Origin of the sequence: Mucilaginibacter pallidiroseus, assembly GCF_007846085.1 — a bacterium.
Classification (GTDB): domain Bacteria; phylum Bacteroidota; class Bacteroidia; order Sphingobacteriales; family Sphingobacteriaceae; genus Mucilaginibacter; species Mucilaginibacter pallidiroseus.
The window spans coordinates 304,122-321,247 of the sequence record NZ_VOEJ01000001.1 but is presented as its reverse complement, the minus strand read 5'-3'; the positions used below and the strand labels follow the sequence as shown (position 1 = coordinate 321,247).

At 44.0% G+C, this 17,126-nt stretch carries 17 protein-coding genes; 1 reads left to right on the top strand and 16 read right to left on the bottom strand.

Annotated features, from left to right (window positions below; genetic code table 11):
* Positions 1-92 precede the first annotated feature (92 nt).
* On the top strand, positions 93-1,085 hold the full coding sequence (locus FPZ43_RS01385) for a phytanoyl-CoA dioxygenase family protein (RefSeq protein WP_261380954.1): 993 nt from the start codon (positions 93-95) through the stop codon (positions 1,083-1,085).
* A 60-nt stretch (positions 1,086-1,145) separates the two neighbouring features.
* On the opposite strand, the gene FPZ43_RS01380 is transcribed toward FPZ43_RS01385, so the two are convergent.
* From FPZ43_RS01380 to FPZ43_RS01305, 16 genes are all read right to left on the bottom strand, one after another.
* Positions 1,146-1,748 (bottom strand): DUF4199 domain-containing protein, encoded by a 603-nt coding sequence (locus FPZ43_RS01380; RefSeq protein WP_186461733.1) that lies wholly within the window; start codon positions 1,746-1,748, stop codon positions 1,146-1,148.
* Between the two features lie 16 nt (positions 1,749-1,764).
* Entirely contained in the window at positions 1,765-2,433 is a 669-nt protein-coding gene (locus FPZ43_RS01375) for a hypothetical protein (RefSeq protein ID WP_146380055.1), read from the bottom strand.
* A 10-nt stretch (positions 2,434-2,443) separates the two neighbouring features.
* The gene (locus FPZ43_RS01370) at positions 2,444-3,700 is read right to left on the bottom strand and encodes a dihydroorotase (protein ID WP_146380054.1); all 1,257 of its coding nucleotides are present in this window, start codon (positions 3,698-3,700) and stop codon (positions 2,444-2,446) included.
* A gap of 25 nt (positions 3,701-3,725) precedes the next feature.
* Positions 3,726-5,771, bottom strand: coding sequence for a BatA domain-containing protein (locus FPZ43_RS01365; protein WP_186461732.1), 2,046 nt, complete (start codon positions 5,769-5,771; stop codon positions 3,726-3,728).
* An 85-nt stretch (positions 5,772-5,856) separates the two neighbouring features.
* Entirely contained in the window at positions 5,857-6,201 is a 345-nt protein-coding gene (gene rplT, locus FPZ43_RS01360; protein WP_146380052.1) for a 50S ribosomal protein L20, read from the bottom strand.
* Positions 6,202-6,277: 76 nt separating this feature from the next.
* A complete protein-coding gene (gene rpmI / locus FPZ43_RS01355) occupies positions 6,278-6,478 on the bottom strand; it encodes a 50S ribosomal protein L35 (protein WP_022829872.1) in 201 nt (66 codons plus the stop codon).
* Positions 6,479-6,598: 120 nt separating this feature from the next.
* Complete coding sequence (gene infC / locus FPZ43_RS01350) at positions 6,599-7,165, bottom strand: translation initiation factor IF-3 (protein ID WP_146380051.1); 567 nt, start codon at positions 7,163-7,165, stop codon at positions 6,599-6,601.
* Between the two features lies 1 nt (position 7,166).
* On the bottom strand, positions 7,167-9,092 hold the full coding sequence (gene thrS / locus FPZ43_RS01345) for a threonine--tRNA ligase (RefSeq protein ID WP_146380050.1): 1,926 nt from the start codon (positions 9,090-9,092) through the stop codon (positions 7,167-7,169).
* 252 nt (positions 9,093-9,344) lie between these two features.
* Positions 9,345-10,973 (bottom strand): acyl-CoA carboxylase subunit beta, encoded by a 1,629-nt coding sequence (locus FPZ43_RS01340; protein ID WP_146380049.1) that lies wholly within the window; start codon positions 10,971-10,973, stop codon positions 9,345-9,347.
* 291 nt (positions 10,974-11,264) lie between these two features.
* A complete protein-coding gene (locus tag FPZ43_RS01335) occupies positions 11,265-11,717 on the bottom strand; it encodes an LOG family protein (RefSeq protein WP_261380950.1) in 453 nt (150 codons plus the stop codon).
* 14 nt (positions 11,718-11,731) lie between these two features.
* On the bottom strand, positions 11,732-12,022 hold the full coding sequence (locus FPZ43_RS01330; RefSeq protein ID WP_146380048.1) for a hypothetical protein: 291 nt from the start codon (positions 12,020-12,022) through the stop codon (positions 11,732-11,734).
* A 70-nt stretch (positions 12,023-12,092) separates the two neighbouring features.
* On the bottom strand, positions 12,093-13,562 hold the full coding sequence (guaB, locus tag FPZ43_RS01325; protein ID WP_146380047.1) for an IMP dehydrogenase: 1,470 nt from the start codon (positions 13,560-13,562) through the stop codon (positions 12,093-12,095).
* A 241-nt stretch (positions 13,563-13,803) separates the two neighbouring features.
* Positions 13,804-15,087: a M16 family metallopeptidase gene (locus FPZ43_RS01320; protein WP_146380046.1), complete on the bottom strand. Its 1,284-nt coding sequence runs from the start codon at positions 15,085-15,087 to the stop codon at positions 13,804-13,806.
* Positions 15,088-15,134: 47 nt separating this feature from the next.
* Positions 15,135-16,409 carry a M16 family metallopeptidase gene (locus tag FPZ43_RS01315; protein ID WP_146380045.1) on the bottom strand — a complete coding sequence of 425 codons (1,275 nt, stop codon included), beginning with the start codon at positions 16,407-16,409 and terminating at the stop codon, positions 15,135-15,137.
* A gap of 84 nt (positions 16,410-16,493) precedes the next feature.
* Positions 16,494-16,799: a DUF3175 domain-containing protein gene (locus tag FPZ43_RS01310; RefSeq protein ID WP_146380044.1), complete on the bottom strand. Its 306-nt coding sequence runs from the start codon at positions 16,797-16,799 to the stop codon at positions 16,494-16,496.
* Between the two features lie 73 nt (positions 16,800-16,872).
* A complete protein-coding gene (locus FPZ43_RS01305) occupies positions 16,873-17,073 on the bottom strand; it encodes a hypothetical protein (RefSeq protein ID WP_146380043.1) in 201 nt (66 codons plus the stop codon).
* Positions 17,074-17,126 lie beyond the last annotated feature (53 nt).

The window sequence follows — 17,126 nt, the reverse complement described above, 5'->3', positions numbered from 1 at the left end:
TAAAATATCAATGCAGAGCAAATAGTGGTTATTGTAAGCTATGCTTAGCGTACCAAGCCCTTCTAACTTTGTGTTATCAAAACAAACCAATTATGAAAATGCAGCCAGAAACCGGGGGCACGATGATTGCTGCCCCAAACATGAAAGCCAACGAGAAACATAACGAAATACCCGGCAACCCATCAACAGCTACAACAAGTGCTATAAAGCTAAACGACCGAAGCAACGGGAAGCCGCTCCGCGTGTTGACCGAAGCCGACTGGGCATTTTGGATGGAGAACGGTTACGTTGTTATCAAAAACGCGGTACCCAAAGAACAAGCAAAAAAGCTGGCTGACTACTTATGGGAATACGAAGATAAAGATCCTAATGATATACAGAGCTGGTATAAAAAGCCTAATGCCCAAATGCAAATGGCCGAATTGAATAATACCGGCATGGTTGAGATTTATAACCACCAGTACATGTGGGATAACCGGCAGCATCCGAAAGTGCACGCCGCCTTTGCAGATATTTGGGGTACCGAAAAACTTTGGGCCAATATTGACAGGGCCAACCTGAATTTCCCATTACGCCCGGGATTTGAATATAAAGGATTTATACACTGGGATTACGACCCTGAGACAAAGCCACAAAATGTGCAGGGTGTGCTTGCACTGGCCGACCAGATCGATGAAAGCATGGGTGGCTTTCAATGCATACCCGAACTTTACCGCACTTATGACACCTGGAAACTAACCCAACCGGAAGACCGCGACCACTACAAACCTGATACAACCGGCTTTGAGATTGTTAAGGTAAAAATGGAAGCCGGCGACCTGTTGATATTTAACAGCACGCAACCACATGGCATAAGGGCCAACAACAGCAACAACAAGGTGCGCATAGCGCAATATGTTAGCATGATGCCCGCACAGGAAGATAATGAAGAGTTAAGGCAGTGGCGTATAAACAGCTGGCAAAACCGCGAAGCCATGCAAGGTTATGCATTCCCCGGCGACCCACAGGAACGAGAAAAGAAAAATTCTGTAGCCCAACTTTCACAACTTGGCAAAAAACTATTAGGATTGGAAAAGTGGGATTAGGCTTAAAAACACCAAAGGCCGCAATGTAATGCGGCCTTTGGTATTCATAAAACTCTTAAATTATATAGAGAGTTCCGGATCGTTACCTTCTGTAGCGTAGCGCGGCCTTTCTCTTTTATAAATAGCGCCCAACACCAATGCCAATACAAAAAGCATGATAATGGAGATCACAATAGATTTTATCTGCGGGCCAATGCCGGCATTTTTTCGGCTATCAAACTGCTTTTGCATTTCGTCCATCTTTTTATCAATGTCCGTTTGGCTGGCGCCAGACTTTTCGAGTATCGGCGTCACAGCGGTAACCATCGCATTCCTGGTATTGTCTACCATGTTTGGCTCAATCACCTTGGCAAAAACTACGTTTACCGTAACGTAGTTAACCGCCATTGCCAATAATAGCATCAGGAAAATACCTGTTATTGCCTGGCGCAGGTTCCAAAAACCACCAATAGTTTTGCGCAGATCTGCAACCAAAAACAATAATACCACCAAAGGCAGTATAATATTAAACAGCATCGGCACCAATATAATTGCCCAGTATGACGTTGCAATTGATACAATATAGTAGTAAGATACTATGTTTAGAATTGCAACTACAACACCTAAAATGAGGCCTTTAGGAATTGCGTTTTTGCGGATAATTGGGTTTAAGTCTTCGCTCACTGTGATGATCGTTGAATTAGTTAAAGCTAACCAATATTTCTAAGACAGCCATATCAAATGATTTATTGGCCGAATTATCAGCTATCTCTTCCTTATCATGACCGGTTGCGTCAGGATTTTGGAAAAAGCACATCATTGGGTAAAATAACTCTTTAACTTCTGAGTCTCCGGAGATGGTTGCAGCAACCTTTTGTATCTCGCTTACCGGGCTTTCCACTAATATCTGGTTGGCAATTACAGGTTCATAAATGCGGTACTCATCCTGAAACTCGTCTTCATCAACTAATAAAAATTCTTTAAGGTAATCTTCAAGTTCCGGTTCAATACCTTCATCTTCACACTCGTTAAGGTATAAAAGTAAGTTAAGCAACTCGGTACCGCGGTCAAGCGTTTGCTCTTCTATATCTTCCCACTCGGGAGTCTCCAGGTAATCGTCTTCAAGCTTTTTAACATCCTCGCTGAAGAAGTTGATGAGCAACAAGTCAAAAAATATCTCGCGCAGTTCTTCTGCCTGCGGGTTGTTATCAAAAACTTCGTCCAAACGGTCAACCTTGGTTAAAAAGTCGTCGTCTGATGAAAATATCGGAGCAAATTCGGTTTCGAGCGCCTGGGCGTCAAAAATTGAATATTTTGCGTAGGCCTGTAAAGCACTGCTAATAGCAGCGGTAACTTTTGGGTCGGTCATTATGGTCTGATTAAAAGATAATGGTTTGATTATTATTACAGGTTAACAAAACTTTACCCTTTAAGTTCTGGCCCATAAACGGAGAATTGTAACTTTTTGATTGATTTACAGCACGAGCATACTCCCATTCGCCTTCCGTATCTAACAGTACTAAATTGGCAGCGCTACCTTCTTTTATACTTGCTGCTGAAACATTTAAAATAGCGCGAGGTGCAACAGCCATTTTCTGCGCAACAGTATCAATATCCAAACCTGCTTTTAACGCAAGCGCAAAAGCTGTTTGCAATCCTATTGTGCCATAAGCTGCTACTTCAAATTCAACATCTTTAAACTCAATTTCGTGTGGCGTGTGCTGGGTAACTATCGCATCTATGGTGCCGTCTTTTAATCCGGCTAACAATGCATCTACATCATCCTGCGTGCGTAAAGGTGGTTTAACTTTATACTGGCTGTCGAAGCCCATCAAAGCCTCGTCTGTTAGCACCAGGTTATTTATGGCAACATCGCAAGTGATATTAAGACCCTTTGCCTTCGCATCTCTGATAAGTTCTACAGAGCGTTTGGTTGATATGGTAGTAAAGTGGACGGATGCGCCGGTGTATTCGGCAAGGTAAAGATCGCGTGCCAACATCAATTCTTCGGCGAGCGATGGTATACCTTTCATACCAAGCATAGTGCTTACAACACCTTCATTCACCTTTGCTTTACCCGCTATAGATGTATCTTCGGGGTAGGAGATCACTTGTGCCCCAAAGCCCTGCACGTAAAGCATGGCACGTTCCATCAAGCCGGCATCCTGAACCGGGCGCGTACCATCTGTAAAGGCCAATGCGCCGCTTTTAAACATATCATACATCTCGGCCATGTCCTTTCCTTCCCGGTTGTGAGATATGGTGCCAAGCGGGTAAATATCAACAAGATTGTTTTTTGCACGATTGCGCAGATATTCCACCTCGGCCTTTGAGTGAACCGGCGGCTGCGTATTAGGCATAAGTGCTACGCCAGTAAAGCCTCCCGCGGCTGCGGCTGCAGAACCCGTTTCAAGATCTTCCTTAGTTTCGAGACCCAGCTCACCTATATTACAGTTAAGGTCAAAAAAGCCAGGGCTAACATATTTACCGGTTGCATCGTACGTTTCAATGTCATCATTGCTTATGGATGAGGCTATTTTGGTGATGGTTCCGTTTTCAATCAAAATATCGGTTACCTGCTTATTAAATGTAGATGCAGGGTCAATAACAGTTGCAGATTTGATAAGCAAATTCATTAGCGCTGTTTAAGGTGGGTTATGTTTATACCTGTTGCGAAGCTTTGCTTTTGGTGGTTCTAAAATACCGCACAAGCAATGTTTCGGCAGCCAGGCAAACCAGGGCCAAAATTATACAAAGTTTCCATAATTGCATTGCCGAATTTGCTGCAACCGCAATATTAGCCGTATTAGCTGCGTCTCCCGTCAAAACATTTCCCTTACCACCAACTAACTTGCTTAATTCGTTTGCCGTTAAGTAGTCAAGGTCCGACTCGGCACGGTTGTCATTAAATGCCAGTATTGCTGCCGTGCTATCCGCCTTTTTCAGTTCGTACAAACCTGCTTCGGTTAGCTGGCCCGGCAAATAAAGCAGTGTGCTTCCATCCTGCTGGCGTACATCGGGAATAATAGTTTGCTTGGCCTTAACTAATTTTACCAGCTCTTTTTCTGAAGAATTCAGCGGAACAGTCTCAATCACCTCATTACTGCCAAGGGTATGAAACAACGGCATATCCCGGCCGCTTAATAACGCAACCCGTAAAACAATAGGTACAAACAAAGCATGCACAGGCAGGTTGCTAAAACTTTCATCGAGCGGAAGTGCGCAAACATATACTTTACCACTGCCGCTTGCAAACCTTTGCCAAATTACATCGCCTGTTTGCAGCTTCATTAAATACTCGCCTGTTTTGTTACCCCGTGCCAGGTTGAAATACTTTTTGACGCGCGGAAGATCAGTGTTTTGGGGTGCAGCTTCAAAAATATTCTTAAAAACTCGGCTTTGCATATTGATGGCTGATACCTTAGCATCCCCCGTAACCAAAGCCTGCGGATAAGCCGCGCCCATTGGCTGCAAAAAACTTTGATAAGTGGCAATAGTTCCTTTGGCGGATGGAAAAAACATCAGGTTTCCACCCTTGGTCACGTAAGTTTTTAATTGCTGCGCCAAACCGGATGATATAGCATCCACGTCGCTTAGAACAATCAGGGGATAATTTGCCAGGGCCGAATAATCTACATTTCCCTCGCCTGTTTGGTTCACCTTGAAAAAAGGATCAGACGCGAAAAGGGCGCTTAAATATTTATTTGGCGTGCCGTTGTTGATAAGCAAAACAGGTTGTTGTTTTTTGACATTGAAGGCAAAGTAGAAGTCGTTGTCGAAGGTGACCGGGTTATCCTGTAATTGGATTTGCCCCCTTTGCCAACCGGCTTGCAAGCCAGAAAAGCTTAGCGTATCTGTTTGGGTAGATTTTGCATTTAAGGTGAAGCTGCCTATAGCCTTTTGCGCGCCGTTGATAGTAATTTTAAGAGGGATTTTGATGGCTTTTTTTTCGGCATAGTTGCGCAATTTGACAACTAACTTTTCGCTCTCGCCGGGCCGGTGCGTGGCGTTTAACAACCAAGCCGAGTCGACCGCGACATTGGGTAAGGAGTTTGCCTTAAGTTGTACGATGTTTACAGCAGGTAGTTTATTTGCCTGCCCCGAAACAATATTTTTCTGAAAATCGGATATCACGTAATACTGCGCAGATACGCCGGCCCTTGTATTAATGAGGCTTTGCTGCCGCTCGTTGATCTGGCTGACGTTTCGGCTTTGGGATGAGAGCTTAACCGCATCAACAGCATCGTTAAACTCATCCCGGTTAAGCAAGCGTTGATGCTTGCCTTCAAAATCCTGGGTTAATAACTGGAAGCGGCTATTGATGGGATATGAGGCCGCTATTTGCCTAGCTTTTTGTTTGGCTTCGTCAAGTAGTGAACCCTCCCGACTTAGCGCTTCCATCGAGTGAGAATTGTCAACAAATATGCTAACGACCTGCTGCTTCCCTGTTGCATTGCCATCACTATTTCCTTTAATATAAGGCCGGGCAAATGCAAATACTATAAATGCTAAGGCCAGCATTCGCGATGCAAGAATGAGGCGCTCTTTAAGGTTACGACGACTTGCCTGCTGTTGCTGAACATCACGCAAAAACTGCACGTTACTGAAGTAAACTTTTTTATACCGCCTGAAACTGAACAGGTGTATCAACACCGGTATTAATAGTGTAAGCAGGGCAAACAAAAAGGCGGGATACAGGAACTGCATTAGGCAAATGTGCAAAATTAGGCACATACCTCAACAAAAAAGGCCCCGAAATTCGGGACCTTTTTTTATTTAGCTTGGCTGAATGTTATTTTACAGCGTCGATGATTGCTTTGAAAGCATCCGGATTGTTCATTGCTAAATCAGCTAATACCTTACGGTTTAAACCAATTTCTTTAGCAGCTAACTTACCTATTAATTGAGAGTAAGAAATTCCGTGCTGACGAGCACCTGCGTTGATACGCTGAATCCATAAAGCTCTGAATTCTCTTTTTTTGGTTTTACGGTCGCGGTAAGCGTACTGTAAACCTTTTTCAACTGTGTTTTTAGCAATAGTGTAAACCTTGCTGCGTGAACCCCAATAACCTTTGGCGAGGTTCATGATTCTTTTCCTGCGTCTTCTCGACGCTACTGCGTTAACTGAACGTGGCATTTGTTCTTGTTTTTGGTAGTGAGTGTTTCTTTATAGAAAGCTTGTGACTCGAATACCTGGTTAAAAATTGATTTAATTACTTGCCTATGCAAAGCATGCGTTTTACGTTACCCATATCAGCATCAGACACTAAGCTGGTGTGACCAAGGGCACGCTTACGTTTTGTTGACATCTTGGTTAAGATGTGGCTTTTGTACGCATTTTTGCGGGCAATTTTACCGGTTCCAGTAAGCTTAAAGCGCTTTTTGGCACTGGAATTGGTTTTCATTTTTGGCATAACTCTATTATATGAATGTGCAAATGTGCAGATATGCTAATATGCAAATCATTCCACCTGCGGGTTTACTTGTTAAGGGATCCATCTGCACATCAGCACATCTGTAATCCGCACATCAATCTATTTCTTAGCTGCCTTTGGGGCTACCGTCAAAAACATCCTTTTACCTTCAAGCTTAGGTAACTGCTCAACCTTACCAACCTCTTCAAGCGCCTGTGCAAAACGAAGCAATAATATCTCGCCCTGTTCCTTGTAAACAATAGCACGGCCTTTAAAGTGTACGTAGGCTCTTACCTTCTCGCCCGACTCTAAAAACTTGGTAGCATGCTTCAACTTAAAGTCAAAGTCATGATCATCAGTATTCGGTCCAAAACGGATCTCCTTGATAACGGTTTGCTTTGCATTACTTTTAATCTCTTTAAGCTTCTTCTTCTGCTCGTAAATAAACTTATTGTAGTCAGTTACTTTACAAACCGGCGGGTTAGCATTTGGAGATATCTCAACCAGGTCAAGCTCTTGTTCCTGAGCTATGGCTAACGCATCTTTAAGGCTGTATACACCTTGTTCGATGTTGTCACCTACAAGGCGCACTTCCTGTGCCCTGATGAACTGATTGATATTATGTTCGGCTTCTTTCTTCTTAAAAGGTAGCCTGGGTCCTCTGTTGAAAGGTCTGTTTAATGCCAAGTTATACTGTTATTTCTTTAATTATTTGTTGTTTAAATTCCTCAATACTCATACTTCCCAAGTCGCCCTGTCCGTGTTTACGAACCGAAATCCTGCCCTCGGCAGCTTCCTTTTCGCCCACTATAAGCATGTAAGGTATCTTTTTAACTTCAGCGTCGCGTATTTTACGCCCGATTTTCTCGTCTCTGAAATCAATCAGCCCGCAAATATCGGAATCTTTTAACTCATCTGAAAGTTTTTTTGCATAATCTTCATATTTTTCCGATATCGGCAATATTATAAATTGCTCTGGCGACAGCCAAAGCGGGAAGTTACCGGCGCAATGCTCAATCAATACGGCCACAAAGCGTTCCATTGAACCAAACGGCGCGCGGTGAATCATTACCGGGCGGTGCTTTTGGTTGTCGCTTCCTGTATACTCCAGTTCAAAACGCTCGGGCAGGTTGTAATCTACCTGGATAGTTCCTAGTTGCCATTTACGACCAAGCGCGTCCTTAACCATAAAGTCGAGTTTAGGGCCGTAAAATGCAGCTTCGCCTGTTTCAACAACGGTACGTAGACCTTTTTCAGCCGCAGCTTCGATAATTGCAGTTTCGGCTAAAGCCCAGTTTTCGTCGGTACCAATATACTTGGTTTTGTTGTTAGGATCGCGAAGGGATACCTGCGCAATGTAATCTTCAAAGCCCAAAGCTCCGAAAACATAAAGCACAAGGTCAATAACCTTCATGAACTCTTCTTTAACTTGGTCAGGGCGGCAAAACAAGTGCGCATCATCCTGTGTAAAACCACGTACACGGGTTAAACCATGCAACTCGCCGCTTTGCTCGTAACGATACACGGTACCAAACTCGGCCAGCCTTACAGGCAAATCCTTATATGAGCGTGGCTTTGTTTTATAAATTTCGCAGTGGTGCGGGCAGTTCATTGGTTTAAGGAAAAACTCCTCTCCCTCCTGCGGTGTTTTTATCGGCTGGAATGAATCAGCACCATATTTTTCATAATGGCCCGATGTAACATACAGGTTTTTATGGCCAATGTGCGGCGTAATTACTTGCTCATAACCGGCCTTAACCTGCGCTTTTTGCAGGAAATTAGTTAAACGCTCGCGCAGGGCAGTGCCTTTTGGCAACCACAATGGCAGGCCCATACCTACTTTTTCGCTGAAAGCAAAAAGCTCAAGTTCCTTACCTAATTTGCGGTGGTCGCGCTTTTTAGCTTCTTCAATAACGTGCAAATATTCGGTAAGCTCACTTGCTTTGGGGAAGGTTACGCCGTAAATACGGGTTAACTGTTTGCGGCTTTCATCACCACGCCAGTACGCACCTGCAAGGCTCATCAGCTTGGCTGCTTTTATAAACCCGGTATTTGGAATATGCGGCCCGCGGCACAAGTCGGTAAAACCGCCTTGCGTATAAAAAGTTATGCTGCCATCAGGCAGGTCTTTGATCAGGTCGAGTTTGTACTCGTCACCCTTTTCAGTAAAATATTCAATTGCATCGGCTTTGCTGACCGGCTTGCGTATGTATTCGCTTTTGGTTTTGGCCAGCTCAATCATCTTGTCTTCGATCTGCTTAAAATCGTCAGACGAGAGGGTTTTGTCGCCAAAGTCAACATCGTAATAAAAGCCTGTTTCAAGCGCAGGGCCGATACCAAATTTAGTGCCCGGGTAAAGCGCTTCTAAAGCTTCGGCCATCAAGTGGGCAGATGAGTGCCAGTAAGTTGCCTTACCTTTTGCATCATTCCAGGTTAATAATTTAACGGCAGAGTCGGCTTCAATGGGGCGGCTTGCATCCCAAACCTCGCCGTTTACTTCGGCAGCCAATACGTTTCGTGCTAAACCTTCGGAAATAGACTGTGCTATTTGCATGGAAGTGATCCCTTTATCGTATTCACGAACGGAACCATCGGGAAGTGTAATACTAATCATCTACAACTATGATTTAAATTTTAATAAATATGATACGTCAAAAAATCACATACTAACGTGATTTATACTTGTGGCAAAAATAGAATTTTTTATATACAAGGAAAGTAAAAATTGGGAATACTTAGCCCATGCAAATGAATTAGTAATAAGAGTCGTAGCATAGTCAAGTCCTTGCAAAGCCCGGCGCTTGGTAACCCAAATACACCATCAGTCCACTGGAAACCACTTTTTTGATGAGATATTACTTTTCTACTAAGTTTGGATAATACCAACGTTAAAAGGCTTCTTTATAGGTGCATGGTTGGCAGCTTCGATACCCATTGAAATGACTTTCCTCGTTTCAAGCGGGTCAATAATGCCATCTACCCAAAGCCTTGCTGCAGCGTAATATGGTGTGGTTTGCGCATTGTATCGGTCTGTGGTTTCCTTAAGCAAATCGGCTTCCTTTTGGGCGTCTACTTCTTCGCCCTTTGCCTTAAGGCCTGCCGCCTGCATCTGCACTAAAACCTTCGCAGCCTGCGCCCCGCCCATAACTGCAATTTTAGCAGATGGCCAGGCATAAATCAACCTTGGATCGTACGACTTGCCGCACATGGCATAATTGCCTGCGCCGTATGAATTACCCACAACTATGGTGAATTTAGGCACTACAGAATTTGATACCGCGTTTACCATTTTAGCACCGTCTTTAATAATACCGCCATGCTCGCTGCGGCTGCCTACCATAAATCCGGTAACATCCTGTAAAAACACCAATGGTATTTTCTTTTGGTTGCAATTCATTATAAAGCGCGTTGCCTTATCGGCCGAGTCAGAGTAGATAACCCCACCTATCTGCATCTCCCCCTTTTTAGATTTTACCACCTTGCGCTGGTTAGCCACAATACCCACGGCCCAGCCATCAATACGGCCAAGCCCGCAAATAATTGTTTGCCCGTAACCTGCTTTGTATTCTTCAAAGTCAGAATCGTCCAGCAATCGTAGTATGATCTGCATCATGTCGTATGCCTTCTCCCTATTATCCGGCAGTATGCCGTAAATATCCTTCGGGTTAAGCTTTGGTTCTAACGGTGCAATTCTATCAAAGCCCGCTTTATTATAATCACCAACCTTGCTCATGATGTTACGGACAGAATCGAGGCAGGATTTATCGTTAGGGTGTTTATAATCGGTAACGCCTGATATTTCACACTGCGTGGTGGCACCGCCGAGCGTTTCGTTATCTACATCCTCGCCAATGGCTGATTTTACCAGGTATGAACCCGCCAGGAAAACCGAGCCTGTGCCATCAACAATCATGGCTTCGTCGCTCATGATAGGCAGATAAGCACCACCGGCCACGCATGAGCCCATGATAGCGGATATTTGAACGATGCCCATACTGCTCATTATGGCATTGTTCCTGAATATGCGACCGAAGTGCTCTTTGTCCGGAAATATTTCATCCTGCAATGGCAGGTATACCCCTGCCGAATCTACGAGGTAAATCACCGGCAAGCGGTTTTCCATTGCAATTTCCTGTGCGCGAAGATTTTTTTTGGCCGTGATAGGGAACCACGCTCCTGCTTTTACGGTAGCATCATTAGCCACTATAACACATTGCCGACCAGCTATGTATCCAATACCACAAACCACGCCACCGCTTGGGCAACCGCCATGCTCGGCATACATGCCATCGGCTACAAAGGCGCCAATCTCCAGCCATGGCTTGTCATCATCTATCAAATAGCTAATGCGCTCTCGAGCCAGCATTTTGCCCTTTTCTTTTTGTTTGGCAGCAGCTTTTTCACCACCGCCCTGGTATATTTTATTTAGCCTTGCATTGCATTGAAATACGAGTTGTTTGTTGGCATCCTCGTTTTTATTGAACTCCAAATCCATGATGCGTTTATAATAGGTTGTGTAATTTTAGTAAAAATTACCTTGGTTAGCCAAATGTAACAATATTTATTATGCATGCATAGTATTTTAAGATTCAAAAGATATCAAAACAAAATAGCCGCTCTAAGGCGGCTGTTTTGTTTTATTTCACTGAATTCCTATAAAAGATTCCTGTCCTTAAACCAAACTTCATCGGGTTTTATATCGATGTTTTCCATCTGGCTTATAAGGTCGTCAGCATCCGGAGAAGTTAGTACTAATGCTCGGTTTGCAGGCTTAAGATAACGCTGCTCAACCAATTACATCCATCTGCTTTAACAGGTTATCGTAGAAACCACCAACATTCATTACACCTACCGGGTTGCTGTGCAAGCCCAACTGCAACCAGGTAAGTACCTCGAAGAATTCCTCAAGCGTTCCAAAGCCGCCCGGTAACATGATGATACCGTCACTTAAGTCGCTCATCAGCTGTTTGCGTTCATGCATGTTTTTAACAATGTGCAATTCGGTACAGCCGGTATGGCCAACCTCTTTATCCATCAAAAACTGAGGAATAACGCCTACCACTTTGCCGCCCCTACTGAGTACCGCATCGGCCAGTAATCCCATCACTCCAACCTTACCACCGCCGTAAACAAGCGTTATATTTTTGGCAGCCATCAGGCCAGCTAATTGCTCAATTGCCAATTGTAGTGCAGGGTCACCATTGAAATTGGCCCCGCAAAAAACACAAATAGATTTCATATCCATTTTTATAGTTACTCTGCTTCTATTAAACTGATAATGATGCCCAGGCCGGTTTTAACTTTTTGGGCAACCGCTTTTATTTCATCTGCCGGAAGATCTGTTTCCAATTCTTCCTCATAAATCTCTTCCATCTTCTCCAGCAGCTGGTCGAGCCCTAACTCATACTCGGCGTTTAATCTGTTGCCATCCAGCTCTAGCAGCACAAATATGGTTGACAGGCAGCCGTAGTAAGTAGAGGGCGTAAGATAATCGAGCGTGCTATACTCGTGCTTGAGGCGATTAAGGAAATTGTCTAACGTCATGATTGATTTAAAACACAACAGGTGGCTTAAATAAACCACCTGCTGTAATATAATATTTAAATTACTGCTATTATCTGCTGTAGTTTGGTGCTTCCTTAGTAATGGTAATATCATGCGGATGGCTCTCGCGGATACCTGACGCTGTGATACGCACAAACTTGGCTTTTTGCATGGTTTCGATATTTTTGGCACCGCAGTAACCCATACTTGCACGTAAACCACCTACAAACTGGTAAATAACTTCGGCAAGCATGCCTTTATATGGTACACGGCCTACAATGCCTTCTGGTACCAGTTTTTTGATATCGTCCTCTACATCCTGGAAGTAACGGTCTTTAGAGCCCTGCTCCATAGCCTCAATAGAACCCATACCACGGTATGATTTAAACCTACGACCTTCGTAAATAATGCTTTCGCCCGGCGACTCTTCTACACCTGCAAATAATGAACCAGCCATGATCGAGCTGGCACCGGCTGCAATGGCTTTTGCAATATCGCCGGTATGTTTTATACCACCATCTGCAATTACTGGTACGCCACGGCCCTCAAGAGCTTTGGCACATTCATAAACAGCATATAGTTGAGGTACGCCAACACCTGCAATGATGCGTGTTGTACAAATAGAGCCGGGACCGATACCTACCTTAACGGCATCAACTCCTGCATCAGCAAGGGCTATGGCAGCTTCGCCCGTAGCCACGTTACCTGCAATAACCTGTAAATCCGGATAGGCAGCTTTAACTTCCTTTACTTTATTGATAACACCCAATGAGTGACCATGAGCAGTATCGATTGCAATAACATCTACACCTGCTTTTACAAGGGCATCCACACGCTCCATAGTATCGGCAGTTACACCAACGGCAGCACCTACGCGCAGGCGGCCATGCTCATCTTTACAAGCATCGGGGTAATTTTTAAACTTTTGAATATCCTTGAAAGTGATTAAACCGATCAACAAACCCTCTCCATCCACAACGGGCAGTTTCTCGATCTTGTAATTTTGCAGTATTTCTTCGGCCTGGGCCAATGTTGTGCCTTTTGGTGCAGTAACCAGGTTCTCTTTGGTCATGATGGCATCGATGGGCATCTTCATGTCTTTCTGAAAACGCAGGTCGCGGTTGGTTAAGATACCTTTCAATTTACCGTCGTTGTCAACAACCGGGATACCACCAATATGAAACTCGCGCATGATCTTGATTGCATCGCCGACTGTTGCTGCTTCGTGCAGGGTTACCGGATCTTGGATCATACCACTCTCCGAACGTTTTACTTTACGTACCTCGTCGGCCTGGCGTTGTATCGTCATGTTTTTATGCAGCATACCTAAACCACCTGCCTGCGCTATGGCAATAGCCAGTTTGGCTTCGGTAACGGTATCCATTGCGGCAGACACCAACGGTATTTTTAAACGGATTTTTTTTGTTAACCATGAGCTGGTATCAACCTCGCGTGGCAACACTTCTGAATAAGCCGGGAGTAACAGAACGTCGTCGTAAGTTAATCCTTCGGCGACAAATTTGGATGGGTCTAACTGCATAGCAAATAATTATTTTGGAGTTATTATTTGCCGGGCAAAGATACGTTTAGATGAGCAAATGTGCAAGTATGCAAATAAGCAAATTTGAAGATTACAGATGTGCAGATGTAAAATTGAACAAGTATGACAAAATAATGTTGAGATTTCACATCTCAGAGGTGCAGATGCGCAAATTGAGAAATTGGATTATTCAATCAAAATCATCTGCACATCTGAAATCTGCACATCCGCGCATCAAAAGCTAATATTTCCCTACTACAACCTTGTAGAAGTTCTCAAAATCAAGGTATTTATTTGCAAGCGCTTTCACTTCCTCGGCGGTGATGTTTTTGACTACATCAGCGTATTTATCATAGTAATCGTAATCTAAACCAGAAAAGTAAAGGTTCTTGAATTTGTCGGCGTGAGAAAATATGTTCTCCAGGCTGCCTAATAAAGCGCCTTGCATAAAGTTACGCACCAACGAAAGCTCATCATCGCCCACCAATTCTGTTTTAAGCAAGTTGATCTCCTTCTCAATTTCGGCCACTGCAGATTTACATACATCCGCCCCAACTTCCGATGCTATAAAAAATGTTCCGGTTTGCTTGAACGAACCCATGCCCGAGCCAATGCCATATGTATAGCCTTTATCCTCGCGGATATTGGCCATTAACCTTGATCCAAAGTAACCGCCAAGCACGGTATTCAATACCTGAAAGGCAGCAAAATCCGGATGTTTACGATTGATGAAAGGCATGCCTATACGTATGGCTGATTGCAGGGCATCTGCCTTTTCCTGGTAGATAAACCGGCCCGCAGCTGTTTCAATCTCCGGCTGCGATGTATCTGCTTCCGGCTGATTTGCCCGCCAGCTTCCTTCAAACGTATTAGTAAGCTGCTGTACCAAAACATTATCAATCTGCCCGGCTACGATAATTGTGCAGTTGGCAGGTTGATACATAGCGCTAAAATGCTGCTGCATGCTATCCTGGGTTAGCGCATTAAAATCATCGGGCGTTGCGCCAAGGCCGTAAATAGTTTTGCCAAACAGTGCCTCGTTAAAAAGCCTGCGGGCAACAAAATCATTTTTTTGAAGACTTACCTGTAGCTTTTGCTGCTGGTTACGCACGTAAGTATTTAATTCCTTCTCCGGGAAAATGGAGTCGGTAAGTATTTCCTTTACTACAGGCAACGTATGTTGCAAGTGCTTGGTTAGGCTGTACAAGGTAGCCTGCGATTGATCATAGTTGTAGTCTACCTGCAAAAATGCGCCGTAGTAATCAACCTTGTCGGCAATTTGTGCTGCCGTAAGTGTTGTGGTACCATCGGTAAGCATACTGTTTACCGCTACGTTTAGCAAAGGATTTGCCGGATTAAAGCGCAGGTTACTGAATATAAATTCGATACGTACAAGTTCCTGCCCTTCGGCATTAAAAGTGTAAAGGTTGCAGCCGTTATCTAATTGTTTGTGCTGCGGCTTTATCAGCTTTATATTATCTACACCGTTAAAAGCCGGTGCCGTTTTACGATCAAGTTGAGTCATATATTTATTTACAAACCGGGCTTACAAACACCCGGCAGATGTACTTTTTAGTTTTCTGATGCTGCCAGCATCGGCTCGGCTTCTTCCTTCTCGGCAAGGTATACCAGGGTTGATGAATTCTCTTTTCTGAATATGGCGTTTGCCTGTTCTTTGATCTGAGCGGCGGTAACAGCCAAAAATTTTCTCGTTTCATTATTTAATTCTGCAGCATCGCCAAGCAATTCAAACTGGGCAAGATTCATAGCCTTATCAAGCAACGACATTTCTGAAAATAGCATGGTCGACTCGGTTTTGTTCTGCACCTTGGTAAGCTCATCAACTGATACATCATCATTTTTCATACGCTCCAGTTCGGCCCATAGCGCCTGCTCGGCCTGTTCAATACTTACACCTTCTACCGGCTTACCCTGCAATATAAACATGCCTTTATCAAGGCTGCCGGTAATATATGCGTGTACATCGCTAAATAACTGCTCTTCCTTAATCAGTTTGCGGTACAAGCGTGACGAATTTCCTCTTGATAAAATATCGGACATCAGCTCTACCGGGTAATAGCTGGCATCTGTCCGCGCGCCCATCTGGAAAGCAATATAAAGATCATTTAGGGGCACCTTTGCGTTTACGGTTTCGCGGCGCGCCTCGGTTTGAGGCTCCTCTTGGGGCAGGTTGCGTACATACTTCTCGCCGGCAGGTATAGAGCCAAACCATTTTTCGGCCATGAGTTTTACGTCTTCGGTTTTCACATCACCGCCTACTACCATTATGGCGTTTTGCGGATTGTAATGCTTTTTGAAAAAGGCCTTTACGTCCTCAATCTTCGCGTCCTCGATATGCTTTATGGTTTTGCCGATGGTAGCCCAACGGTATGGGTGTGTTTTATAAACCAGCGGTCGCAGTTTAAGCCAAACATCGCCATACGGCTGGTTAAGGTAACGCTGTTTAAATTCTTCAATAACAACATTGCGCTGCACCTCAAGACTTTTTTCGCTAAAAGCAAGGCTTAGCATACGGTCGCTCTCCAGCCAAAAAGCAGTTTCAATATTGGCGGATGGCAACGTGATGTAATAGTTGGTGATATCGTTGCTGGTGAAGGCATTATTTTCGCCGCCTACACGCTGCAGCGGGCCATCGTAATTGGGTATATTAACCGAGCCGCCAAACATCAGGTGCTCAAACAAATGTGCAAAGCCGGTTTGTTCTGGGTCTTCGTCGCGGGCGCCAACATCGTAAAGAATGTTAAGCACAGCCATTGGGGTAGTATTATCTTCATGAACAATAACACGCAGGCCATTGTCTAAAGTAAAGCGGTTGAATTTAACCATGTAAATTTAATTAAGTACGGATAGCAAATGTATAATTTTTGTTGAAACGTGTATGCTCAATCGCTCTATGGTTTTTCAGCGTTTTTATTGCGCTGGCCTATCATACAGCTTTCTCAATTTCTTTTTCGCGCTTTCCAGGTGACGCTTTTGAGCTTTCGGGAGATTTTTGCCAGCCCTGTTTATATAAAAGTTAAGCATTGACATAGCGCTTTGAAAAGACGAAGCCTTGCGCCTTTTGCTGTGCTCGGCCGAGTCTTTAAGCGATCCTGCAATCTTTTCGGGATCCTTTTGCTTAAAAACATTTTTCTTTAAGTCGAGCGCATCACTGGTCTCAGTTACTTTTGCCGACCATTTCCTGGTCACCTGCTTAGATTTTCGTTTGGTTGCCATACTTTTTCACAATTCACTAATATTTAAGAATAGTTAAATAGAGGGAAAGTTTTTATAATGTTATTTTTGACATTTAATGAACGTGCGTATTACTGCCGACGACATTGTTGAAGCCCTCTTGGACGACAGGCATAAGGGCTTTATCGACCGCATCGCTCTCCAGTTCTTGAATAGAAATGGATGTATCAATCAACTTATCGATCTTACTTTTCATAACGACAAACAGATAGGTTTTAGGGCTTGCTGGCTGCTCGACACCATCATGACTACTCATCCGCAGGCATATATAACTTATTTGCCTTACTTTATTGACAGGTTTAAAGATGT

Bases quoted from the DNA above. Each gene is read 5' to 3' on its own strand.
- FPZ43_RS01385 (WP_261380954.1), top strand. From the start codon at position 93: ATGAAAATGCAGCCAGAAACCGGGGGCACGATGATTGCTGCCCCAAAC.
- FPZ43_RS01375 (WP_146380055.1), bottom strand. From the start codon at position 2,433: ATGACCGACCCAAAAGTTACCGCTGCTATTAGCAGTGCTTTACAGGCC.
- FPZ43_RS01370 (WP_146380054.1), bottom strand. From the start codon at position 3,700: ATGAATTTGCTTATCAAATCTGCAACTGTTATTGACCCTGCATCTACA.
- FPZ43_RS01365 (WP_186461732.1), bottom strand. From the start codon at position 5,771: ATGCAGTTCCTGTATCCCGCCTTTTTGTTTGCCCTGCTTACACTATTA.
- rplT (WP_146380052.1), bottom strand. From the start codon at position 6,201: ATGCCACGTTCAGTTAACGCAGTAGCGTCGAGAAGACGCAGGAAAAGA.
- rpmI (WP_022829872.1), bottom strand. From the start codon at position 6,478: ATGCCAAAAATGAAAACCAATTCCAGTGCCAAAAAGCGCTTTAAGCTT.
- thrS (WP_146380050.1), bottom strand. From the start codon at position 9,092: ATGATTAGTATTACACTTCCCGATGGTTCCGTTCGTGAATACGATAAA.
- FPZ43_RS01340 (WP_146380049.1), bottom strand. From the start codon at position 10,973: ATGGATTTGGAGTTCAATAAAAACGAGGATGCCAACAAACAACTCGTA.
- FPZ43_RS01335 (WP_261380950.1), bottom strand. From the start codon at position 11,717: ATGAAATCTATTTGTGTTTTTTGCGGGGCCAATTTCAATGGTGACCCT.
- FPZ43_RS01330 (WP_146380048.1), bottom strand. From the start codon at position 12,022: ATGACGTTAGACAATTTCCTTAATCGCCTCAAGCACGAGTATAGCACG.
- guaB (WP_146380047.1), bottom strand. From the start codon at position 13,562: ATGCAGTTAGACCCATCCAAATTTGTCGCCGAAGGATTAACTTACGAC.
- FPZ43_RS01320 (WP_146380046.1), bottom strand. From the start codon at position 15,087: ATGACTCAACTTGATCGTAAAACGGCACCGGCTTTTAACGGTGTAGAT.
- FPZ43_RS01315 (WP_146380045.1), bottom strand. From the start codon at position 16,409: ATGGTTAAATTCAACCGCTTTACTTTAGACAATGGCCTGCGTGTTATT.
- FPZ43_RS01310 (WP_146380044.1), bottom strand. From the start codon at position 16,799: ATGGCAACCAAACGAAAATCTAAGCAGGTGACCAGGAAATGGTCGGCA.
- FPZ43_RS01305 (WP_146380043.1), bottom strand. From the start codon at position 17,073: ATGAGTAGTCATGATGGTGTCGAGCAGCCAGCAAGCCCTAAAACCTAT.